Source organism: Spirillospora sp. NPDC046719 (genome assembly GCF_040645715.1).
GTDB lineage: Bacteria > Actinomycetota > Actinomycetes > Streptosporangiales > Streptosporangiaceae > Spirillospora.
Genome location: NZ_JBEYYT010000118.1, coordinates 1 through 9,961, shown reverse-complemented (window position 1 = coordinate 9,961; position 9,961 = coordinate 1). Strand labels below are relative to the sequence as shown.

Here is a 9,961-nt window from a genome sequence, read left to right as displayed (position 1 = left end):
CTGGTCCGCGAGCTGGACGCGGCGCTCGCCCGGTTCGCCGACGTGGTCGCCGGGCGGTTCGGCGTCCGCGTCCACGACCTGCCCGGCGCCGGCGCGGCCGGCGGCACCTGCGGCGGCCTGGTCGGCGTGTTCGGCGCCGAGCCGTCCCCCGGCGCGCGGCTCGTCGCCGAGGCCGTCGGCCTGGACGGCGCGCTGGACGGCGCCGACCTCGTGATCACGGGCGAGGGACGGGTGGACGGACAGAGCGCCGGCGGGAAGGTGGTCTCGGCCGTCGCCGCCCTGGCCAGGGGGCGCGCGATCCCCGCCGTCGCGCTCGCCGGCGGCGTCACCGGCCCGCTGGACGAGCTGCACGCCCTCGGCCTCACCGCCGCCTTCAGCATCGCCGATGGACCTCGCACGCTGGACGCCCTCAAGGCCGAGGCCGCGCCGCTGCTGAGCGCTCTCGCGGAGCAGGCCGTACGTGTCTTTGTGGGGCGACCCCCCACACCCCCCGCTGCGGGGTAAGCGGCGCCCTCCGCTCCGGGTACCGGGGCTTCGGCCCCGCACCCTCGGTCACGCCGGAACCGGTTCCGGGTCCTCGCTAGGCGCCGGGGTCTCCGGGGTCTTGATCTGCAGGGCCGGCAGGAAGACGTGCGAGAGCGGCCCGATCGCCACGGCGTACAGGACGGTGCCGACGCCGACGGTGCCGCCGAGCAGCCAGCCGACGGCCAGGACGCCCAGCTCGATCCCGGTGCGCACGACCCGGATCGAGTGCCCCCGCGCGGCCAGGCCGGTCATCAGGCCGTCGCGCGGGCCCGGTCCGAGGCCGGCGCCGATGTAGCAGCCGGTCGCGAACCCGCCGGCCACCACGCCGAGGAGCAGGAACGCCCAGCGGGCGGCGAGCGCGTCCGGGCTCGGCAGCAGCCAGAGGAACAGGTCGGCGAACGCGCCGATGAGCAGGACGTTGCTGATCGTGCCGAGGCCGGGCCGCTGCCGCAGCGGGATCCATGCGAGCATCACCACCGCCCCCGCGATGATGATCCACGTGCCGATCGACAGCCCGAACCGGCGGGACAGGCCCTGGTGGAAGACGTCCCACGGGTCGTTCCCGAGCCGGGAGGACACCTGCAGCGCGATCCCGAAGCCGTACAAGGCCAATCCCGCGTAGAGCTGCACGAGGCGCCGGGTCCTCAAGGCCATTTCTTACTCCAGAGGGGTGTCAGGTCCGATTCCTGCCCTATTCTGCCGGATAGTGGCCTGGTAATAGCAGGGCCAATATGCGAAAGTGGTCTGTGTGAGCATGCGTTACGTCAGCGGCACCCAACTGGCCCGGCTGCTGGGCGACGTCCCGCGCGAGCGTCCCGTCTACGCCGCGCTCGCCCGCGCCGTCCGGACCCTCGTCCTCGACGGCCGGCTCGCGCTGCGGACCCGGCTGCCCGCCGAGCGGGACCTCGCCGCCGCGCTCGGCGTCAGCCGCACCACCGTGACCGCCGCCTACGACCGGCTGCGCGAGGAGGGCTACATCGAGAGCCGGCAGGGCGCCGGGAGCTGGACGGCGCTGCCGCCGGTCCGCATGTCGTCCGCCGAGCCGCCGCCCGGCGGGCGGTACGGGATGGCGCACCCGGTGCCCGACGACCCGGCGTTCGTCGACCTCGGCTGCGCGACGCCCGGCGCCCCGGAGATCTTCAACGAGGCGGTCGCCGCCGCCGTGGAGGAGCTGCCCCGCTACAGCGGCGGCCCCGGTTACGAGCCCGCCGGGCTGGCCGGGCTGCGCGAGGTGATCGCCGCGGGCTACGAGGCGCGCGGCGTGCCGACCCGCCCGGACCAGATCGTCGTCACGACCGGCGCGCAGCACGCGTTCACGCTGCTGACGCAGACGCTCGTGGAGCCCGGCGACCCGGTGATGGTGGAGCGCCCGACCTACCCGCACGCGCTGGGCGCGCTGCGCCGGCGCGGCGCCCGGCTCGTCCCGGTCGGGGTGAACGAGGGCTGGGACATGGAGCTGGTCGCGGGCAGCATGCGGCAGGCCGCCGTCCGGATGGCCTACACGATCGCCGACTTCCACAACCCGACCGGCCGGCTGATGTCCGCCGACGACCGGGCCGCGCTGGTCGACGCGGCGCGCCGCGCGGACGCGTTCGTCGTCGCCGACGAGACCTTCGCCGACCTCGCACACGACCCGGACGCGCCGCGCATGCCGCCGGTCGCCGCCTGCGACACCGGCGGGCGCGTCGCCACCATCGGGTCGGCGTCCAAGCTGATGTGGGGCGGGCTGCGCATCGGCTGGATCCGCACCACCGGGCCGCTCGCCCGGCGGCTGGTGCTCGCCCGCGAGCCGTTCGACATGGCGAGCCCGGTGCTCGACCAGCTGATCGTCCGCGAGCTGCTGCTGCGGATCGAGGACGTGCGGGCCGAGCGCGCGGCGACGCTGCTGCGCAACCGGGACGCGCTCGCCGCGGCGCTGCGGGAGCTGCTGCCCGGCTGGGAGTTCCGCCTGCCCGACGGCGGCATGTCCCTGTGGGTGCGGCTGGGCGCGCCCGTCGCCACCGTGCTCGCCGAGACCGCCGAGCGGCTCGGCGTGCGGGTCGTCGCGGGCCCGGTGTTCGGGGTGGACGGCGTCCTGGAGGACTACGTCCGCCTGCCCTACGTCCTGCCGCCCGACACCCTGCGCGACGCGGTGGAGCGGCTCGCGCACGCCTACCGCGAGGTGCAGGCGGCCCCGGCGCCTCGCCCCCTGCCCGCCTACGTCTGACGGGCGCCTAGGGCGGGGGGACGGTCACGGCGCCCGCTGGATGTAGTCGACGAGGTGCTCGCGCTCGCTCTCCAGCTCGTCGATGGCGCTCTTGACGACGTCGCCGATGCTGACGATGCCGGCGAGGCGCCCGCCGTCGACGACGGGGACGTGCCGGAACCGGTTCTCGGTCATGGTGCGGCGCAGGTCCTCGACGTCGTCGCCGGGACCGCAGGTGCGCACCTCGGTGGTCATGATCTCGGACACGGGGTGGTCGAGCAGCGCCGCGCCGCGGTCGTGCATGCGCCGCACGACGTCGCGTTCGGTGACGATGCCGGCGATGGCCGCGCCGTCCGGCGAGACCACCGCCGCCCCGATGTTGTGCTCGGCGAGGACGGCGAGCAGCCGGCGCACGGTGGCGTCCGGCGTCACCGTCGCCACCGCGTCTCCCTTCCTCCGCAGGATCTCGCGAATCCGCATGGCTCACGCTCCGGTGCCGGTATCGGACCCGTGGCGGGGCGTCCGCCGGGGGGCTGTTCCTGACAAGGTCGCATGGTTCGGCGTCCGGGAAAACCCCGGCACGGTACATCATTTCCGGACCGGTGGCGGACGGGCACCGGCCCGGCGACGCGCCGGGGGATGCCCGGCGCGTCCTGACAGGTCGTGTTCACCCGACCCCGGTCCGTGGACGCCGATCACAGGTCACGTAATGTGGTCTCTTGATCACTCAGTGAAGGCCGTCCTAGGTGACCAGGGAGCCCGCCGTGCCCGTACCGCGAATTGTGATCATGGGCGCCGGCTTCGCCGGCTACAACACAGCCCGCGCGCTGGAGCGCCTGCTCCGGCCAGCCAAGGCCGAGATCGTGATGGTGGCGCCGTTCGGCTACACGCTGTACCAGCCGCTGCTGCCGCAGGTCGCGGCCGGCGTGCTGGACCCGCGCGCCATCGCCGGGCCGCTGCACCGGCTGCTGGGCCGCACCCAGCTGCTGCCGGGCAAGGTGCGCGGCGCGGACCTGCACGAGCGGACCATCGACGTCGAGAAGATCGACGGGACGAAGGTGACGGTGCGCTACGACCGGCTCGTCCTCGCGGCGGGCAGCGTGACCCGCACCTTCGACATCCCGGGCCTGCGGGAGCACGCGCACGGCCTGAAGAACCTCGCCGAGGCGGTCTACCTGCGCGACCACGTGATCGCCCAGCTGGAGCTGGCGAACGCCAGCATGGACCCGGCGGAGCGGGCCGCGCGGCTGGGGTTCCTGGTCGTCGGCGGCGGCTACTCGGGGGTGGAGACCTGCGCGAACCTGCAGCTGCTCACCACCAAGGCGCTGCGCCGGTTCCCGCGCCTGGATCCGGCGCTGCTGACCTGGACGCTGATCGACATCGCCCCGAAGCTGCTGCCGGAGCTCGGCGAGCGGCTCGGCCGGGAGGCGATGCGGCTGCTCAGCCGCCGCGGCGTCGACATCCGGCTCGGCACCACCCTCGAACGGCTGGAACCGCACTGCGCGCACCTGACCGACGGGACGACGCTGCCGTGCCGCACCGCGATCTGGACGGCCGGCGTCACCCCCAGCCCGGTGATCTCCACGCTGAACCTGCCCGCCGACCGCGGCCGGGTCCGGGTCGGCACGGACCTGCGGCTCGCCGAGTTCCCCGACGTGTACGCGGTCGGCGACGCGGCCGCCGTGCCCGACCTGACGCGCGGCGGCGACGCGGTGTGCCCGCCGACGGCGCAGCACGCCACCCGGCAGGCCCGCGTCGCCGCGCACAACGTCGCCGCGTCGCTGCTCGGCCACGAGCCCCGCGAGTACCGGCACAAGGACCTCGGCCTCGTGGTCGACCTCGGCGGCGTCCAAGCGGTCGCGCGGCCGTTCGGGGTGGAGCTGACCGGGATCGTCGCGCAGGCCGTGACCCGCGGCTACCACCTGGTGACGGTCCCGTCGGTGTCGGCGCGGGCGCGGGTCCTCGGCCAGTGGCTGATCCACGCCGCGGCCGGCGACGACCTGATCCGGCTCGGGCTGCTCGACCCGCGCACCAGCAGCCTCGTCGACGTCGAACACAGCTTGTGACCAGGGCGCTGCCGATGGGGCGTGCACTGTCCCCGGCGGGCGTGCCCGCCGGGCGCCGCGCGATGGCGGTGCTGATGGCCGTACTGGCGGCCGGGACGGCGGCCGGCTGCGCGTCGGGCGCCTCGGGCACCCGTGTCGTGAACCTGTACAACGCGCCGCAGGAGAGCATCGGCGCGATCGCCGCCCGGTGCAACCGGGAGGCGCACGGCCGGTACCGGATCGTCGTCAACACGCTGCCGCGCGGCGCCGACGACCAGCGCGAGCAGCTGGTCCGGCGGCTGGCCGCGCGCGACTCCGGGCTGGACGTCCTCGGCCTCGACGTGACCTGGACCGCGGAGCTGGCGGAGGCCGGCTGGATCCGCGAGTGGACGGGCCGGTACGGCGCGGAGGCCCGCAAGGGCACCCTGCCCGGGCCGCTCGCCACCGCGACGTGGGAGGGCCGGCTGTACGCGGCTCCGTACAACACCAACGTCCAGCTGCTGTGGTACCGCTCGGACCTGATCCCCCACCCGCCGTCCACCTGGGCGGGGCTGATCAAGGAGTCGGAGCGGCTCGCGGCCGCGGGCAAGCCGCACTACGGCGAGGTCACCGGCGCGCAGTTCGAGGGGCTCGTCGTCTGGTTCAACAGCCTCGTCGCGTCCGCCGGCGGGCGGATCCTCAGCCCCGACGGCCGCCGGGTCGAGATCGGCCCGTCCGCGGAGACGGCGCTGCGCACGATCCGGGCGTTCGCCCGGTCCAAGGCCGCGGCCGACCCGTCGATCTCCAACACCAAGGAGGACGACGCGCGGCTGGCGGTGGAGTCGGGCCGCGGCGCCTACGAGATCAACTGGCCGTTCGTGTACGCGTCGATGGCCAGCCTCCAGCCCAAGCTGGCGAAGAAGTTCAAGTGGGCGCCCTATCCCGGCATCACCGGGCCCGGGCGCGCGCCGCTCGGCGGGGCGAACTTCGCCGTCAGCCGCTACAGCGCGCAGCCGGACGCCGCGTTCCAGGCGGCGCTGTGCCTGCGGGACCCGGAGAGCCAGCGCGCCGCGGCGATCAGCGACGGGCTGCCGCCGGCCGTCGAGTCGGTGTACTGGGCGCCCGGGATGGCGAAGGCGTACCCGATGCGGCAGGCGATCCTCGACTCGCTCCGGAACGCCGCCGCCCGCCCCATGACCCCCACCTACCAGAACGTGTCGACGGTGACGGCGGTGCGGCTCTCGCCGCCGTCGGCCATCGACCCGCCCCGCACGCTGCGCTCGCTGCGGGGCCTCATCGCGGACGCGTTGCAGAGCAAGGGGGTGCTTCCATGAACGAGGAGTTGAGCAGCACGGAGGCCATCCCGGTGGCGGGCCGGGCGGTGGCGGTGCCGAGCGCGAACCGCAGGTCGGAGCGGCGGCTCGGCTGGCTGCTGTGCGCGCCCGCCGCCGTGGTGATGATCGCGGTCACCGGCTGGCCGATCGTGTACTCGGTGCTGCTGTCGCTGCAGCGCTTCGACCTGCGCTTCCCCGCCCGGAAGGCGTGGATCGGGGTGGACAACTACACGACGGTGCTGGGCAGTTCGTTCTGGTGGGACGCGTTCGCCGTCACCGTCCTCATCACGGTCGTCAGCGTCGCCGTGGAACTGGTCCTCGGCATGGTGATCGCGCTGGTGATGTACCGGACGATCGTGGGCCGCGGCCTGGTGCGGGCCCTGGTTCTGATCCCGTACGGGATCGTGACCGTCGCCGCCGCCTACGGCTGGAAGTACGCGTGGACGCCCGGCACCGGGTTCCTCACGCGGCTGCTTCCGGCGGGGTCGGCGCCGCTCACCGACCACTTCCCGGCCATCGGGGTCATCATCCTCGCGGAGATCTGGAAGACGACCCCGTTCATGGCGCTGCTGCTGATGGCGGGGCTGGCGCTGGTCCCCGAGGACGCGCTGAAGGCGGCGTCGACCGACGGCGCGACGGCCTGGCAGCGGTTCATCCGGATCACGCTGCCGCTGATGAAGCCGGCGATCCTGGCCGCCCTGCTGTTCCGCACGCTGGACGCCTTCCGGATCTTCGACGACATCTTCGTGCTCACCAACGGCGCGCAGAACACCAGCTCGGTGTCGCTGATCGCCTACCACAACCTGATCGGCGGGCTGAACCTCGGCATCGGCTCCACCATGTCGGTGCTGATCTTCCTGGCCGTCGCCCTGATCGCGTTCGTGTTCGTCAAGGTGCTCGGCACGAGCGCGCCCGACGCCGGGAGGCGCTGATGGACCGCACCGCGGGCGGGATCACCCGCTGGAGCCTGGTCAACCTGCTGGTCCTGCTGTACGCGCTGGTCCCGGTCGTGTGGATCGCGTCGCTGTCGTTCAAGGACCCGTCGACCTTCTCCAACGGCACGTTCTTCCCGACCAAGTGGACGCTGCGCAACTACAGCGGCATCTTCGACAACGCGGACTTCGTCCGCGGGCTCGGCAACTCGATCGGCATCGGGCTGGTGTCGACGCTGGTCGCGATCCTGATCGGCACGATGGCCGCGTACGCGGTGGCCCGGCTGGACTTCCCCGGCAAGCCGCTGGTGCTCGGGCTGTCCCTGCTGATCGCGATGTTCCCGCAGATCTCCCTGGTCACGCCGCTGTTCGAGATCGAGCGGACGCTCGGGCTGTTCGACACCTGGCCGGGCCTGATCCTGCCGTACATCACCTTCGCGCTGCCGCTGACCATCTACACGCTGTCGACGTTCTTCAAGGAGATCCCGTGGGACCTGGAGAAGGCCGCCAAGATGGACGGCGCCACGCCGTTCCAGGCGTTCCGGCGGGTCATCGTCCCGCTGGCCACGCCCGGTGTCGTGACGACCGCGATCCTGGCGTTCATCGTGTGCTGGAACGACTTCCTGTTCTCCATCTCGCTGACGTCCTCCAGCCGGGCGCGGACCGCGCCGGCGACGATCTCGTTCTTCACGGGGTCGTCGCAGTTCGAGGACCCGACCGGGTCGATCGCCGCGGCGGCCATCGTCATCACCGTGCCGATCGTGGTGTTCGTGCTGGTGTTCCAGCGCCGGATCGTGGCCGGGCTGACGTCCGGCGCGGTGAAGGGATGAGGCGGCGCGATGGCTGAGATCGTCCTTTCCGGGGTCACCAAGCGCTACCCCGACGGCACCACCGCCGTGCAGGACCTGGACCTGTCGATCGCCGACCGGGAGTTCATCATCCTGGTCGGCCCGTCCGGCTGCGGGAAGTCCACCACCCTGAACATGATCGCGGGGCTGGAGGACATCAGCGAGGGCGAGCTGCTGATCGACGGCCGCCGGGTCAACGACCGGGCGCCCCGCGAGCGCGACATCGCGATGGTGTTCCAGTCCTACGCGCTGTACCCGCACATGACGGTCCGGGAGAACATCGGCTTCCCGCTGAAGCTCGCCCGGATGAACAAGGCGGAGGCCAACGCCAAGATCGAGGAGGCGGCGCGGATCCTGGCGATCGAGCCGTTCCTGGACCGGCGGCCCGCGCACCTGTCGGGCGGGCAGCGGCAGCGGGTGGCGATGGGCCGCGCCATCGTCCGCAACCCCAAGGCGTTCCTGATGGACGAGCCGCTGTCCAACCTGGACGCCAAGCTGCGGGTGCAGATGCGCACGATGATCTCGCGGTTGCAGAACCAGCTCGGCACGACCACCGTGTACGTCACGCACGACCAGACCGAGGCGATGACGCTCGGCGACCGGATCGTGCTGATGCGGCGCGGGATCGTCCAGCAGGTCGGCACGCCCGAGGAGCTGTACGACCATCCGCACAACCTGTTCGTGGCCGGGTTCATCGGCTCGCCGTCGATGAACTTCCTGCCCGCCGACATCTCCGGCGGCGCGCTGCACTCGGTGCTCGGCGAGATCCCGCTGTCGGACCGGATGCGGCGGGCGCTGGAGGCGCACCACTCGCCGGACCGGGTGGTCATGGGCGTGCGGCCGGAGGCGTTCGCGGACGCGAGCCTCGACCGCCGCCGCGAGCAGGACGTGGGCGAGCTCCGCTTCGGCGGGCGGGTCGAGATCCTGGAGTCGCTCGGCGCGGAGAAGTTCGCCTACATCGACCTGGAGCCGGGCACGGTGGTCGACTCCGAGCACCTCGAGGACGCGTTCCAGGGCCACTCCCCGGGGCACCGGCACGCGCAGATCGTCGCGCGCCTGGACCCGAGGTCCGAGGCGCGGGAGGGCCGCATGCTCGACCTGGAGTACGACCCGGCCTCCATCCACCTCTTCGAGCCCGAGACGGGCCTGAACCTGACCGAGCACGTCTGACCGCGTCCCCGGCCCGCGCTTCGTCACCGTGAGGCGACGCGGTTCAGGGGGCGAGGAGGGTGCTCAGGGAGCGGAGGGCGGGGGTGAGGAGGCGGCCCGCGGGCGAGGCGTGGGCGAGGGCCGCGCGGGCGGCGTTCGCCCCGCAGGCGCCGTGCACGCCGCCGCCCGGGTGCGCGGACGCCGACGCGAGGTAGAGCCCGGCGACGGGCGTCTCGGCGCGGCCGAGCCCGGGGACGGGCCGGAACACCAGCTGCTGGTGGATCATCGCCGTGCCGCCGTTGAGCGCGCCGCCCGGCAGGTTGGCGTCGTGCTCGGCGAACGCGGGCGGGGCGATGACCCGGCGGGCGACGACGCGGTCGCGGAAGCCGGGCGCGAAGCGCTCGACGACGTCCTCGACGCGGCGGGCCATGGCGTCCCGGTCGCGCTCGTCCCAGGCGCCGGTGATCCCGTCGGGGCCGGCGTCGCCCTTCACCCGGTGCGGGACGTGCGTGTACGCCCACACCGACTCGGTGCCGGCGGGGGAGCGGGCCGGGTCGGCGGTCGTCATCTGGCCGAGCAGCGCGAACGGCTCGGCCGGGACGCGCCCGGTGGCGATGTGGCCGCTGTAGTCGGTCATGGCGTCCAGGCCGGGGGACAGGTGGACGGTCCCGGCGCGCGCCGCGTCCGGCGAGGCCCACGGGATCGGCCCGGAGAGGGCCCAGTCGACCTTGAAGGTGGCGTGGTCCCAGGTGAAGCGCCGCATGTCCGCGCGCAGCGAGCCGGGCAGGTCGGACCAGCCGACCAGCCCGCCGTAGAGCGCGGGCGCCGAGACGTCCGCGAGCACCGCCCTGGCGGCCCGCACGGCCTCGCCGCCCTCGGTCCGGACTCCGAGCGCGCGCCCGTCCCGGACGATCACGGAGGTCACGGGCGTACCGCAGCGGACCCGTCCGCCGCGCGCCTCCAG

General features: G+C 73.6%; 10 protein-coding genes. 7 read left to right on the top strand and 3 right to left on the bottom strand.

The annotated features are described in order from the left end of the window. Window positions 1–504: glycerate kinase (locus ABZ914_RS21280; protein ID WP_500195035.1), on the top strand; the 504-nt coding region annotated here is incomplete at its 5' end. Between the two features lie 48 nt (window positions 505–552). On the opposite strand, the gene yczE is transcribed toward ABZ914_RS21280, so the two are convergent. Next, complete coding sequence (gene yczE / locus ABZ914_RS21275; RefSeq protein WP_500195033.1) at window positions 553–1,179, bottom strand: membrane protein YczE; 627 nt, start codon at window positions 1,177–1,179, stop codon at window positions 553–555. A 100-nt stretch (window positions 1,180–1,279) separates the two neighbouring features. On the opposite strand from yczE, the gene yczR reads away from it, so the two are divergent. Next, a complete protein-coding gene (gene yczR / locus ABZ914_RS21270; RefSeq protein WP_500195053.1) occupies window positions 1,280–2,731 on the top strand; it encodes a MocR-like transcription factor YczR in 1,452 nt (483 codons plus the stop codon). Between the two features lie 24 nt (window positions 2,732–2,755). Here the strand turns inward: yczR and ABZ914_RS21265 are convergent, their stop codons facing one another. Next, window positions 2,756–3,190, bottom strand: a complete 435-nt coding sequence (locus tag ABZ914_RS21265; protein ID WP_500195031.1) for a CBS domain-containing protein — start codon at window positions 3,188–3,190, stop codon at window positions 2,756–2,758. Window positions 3,191–3,474: 284 nt separating this feature from the next. Between ABZ914_RS21265 and ABZ914_RS21260 the strand changes: the two genes are divergently transcribed. From ABZ914_RS21260 to ABZ914_RS21240, 5 genes are read left to right on the top strand one after another with little or no spacing between them, the layout of a single operon-like run. After that, the gene (locus ABZ914_RS21260; RefSeq protein ID WP_500195030.1) at window positions 3,475–4,776 is read left to right on the top strand and encodes an NAD(P)/FAD-dependent oxidoreductase; all 1,302 of its coding nucleotides are present in this window, start codon (window positions 3,475–3,477) and stop codon (window positions 4,774–4,776) included. Window positions 4,777–4,790: 14 nt separating this feature from the next. Then, window positions 4,791–6,068 (top strand): ABC transporter substrate-binding protein, encoded by a 1,278-nt coding sequence (locus ABZ914_RS21255; RefSeq protein ID WP_500195027.1) that lies wholly within the window; start codon window positions 4,791–4,793, stop codon window positions 6,066–6,068. Further along, the gene (locus ABZ914_RS21250) at window positions 6,065–7,000 is read left to right on the top strand and encodes a carbohydrate ABC transporter permease (protein ID WP_500195025.1); all 936 of its coding nucleotides are present in this window, start codon (window positions 6,065–6,067) and stop codon (window positions 6,998–7,000) included. Before ABZ914_RS21255 ends, ABZ914_RS21250 begins: the two co-directional genes overlap by 4 nt. Then, a complete protein-coding gene (locus tag ABZ914_RS21245; RefSeq protein ID WP_500195024.1) occupies window positions 7,000–7,830 on the top strand; it encodes a carbohydrate ABC transporter permease in 831 nt (276 codons plus the stop codon). The genes ABZ914_RS21250 and ABZ914_RS21245 overlap by 1 nt, the downstream gene beginning before the upstream one ends. 9 nt (window positions 7,831–7,839) lie before the next feature. Next, complete coding sequence (locus tag ABZ914_RS21240) at window positions 7,840–9,018, top strand: ABC transporter ATP-binding protein (protein ID WP_433154256.1); 1,179 nt, start codon at window positions 7,840–7,842, stop codon at window positions 9,016–9,018. A 43-nt stretch (window positions 9,019–9,061) separates the two neighbouring features. Here ABZ914_RS21240 and ABZ914_RS21235 read toward each other — a convergent pair. Further along, window positions 9,062–9,961 (bottom strand): phytoene desaturase family protein (locus tag ABZ914_RS21235; RefSeq protein WP_500195022.1); only part of this gene is annotated, 900 nt, incomplete at its 5' end.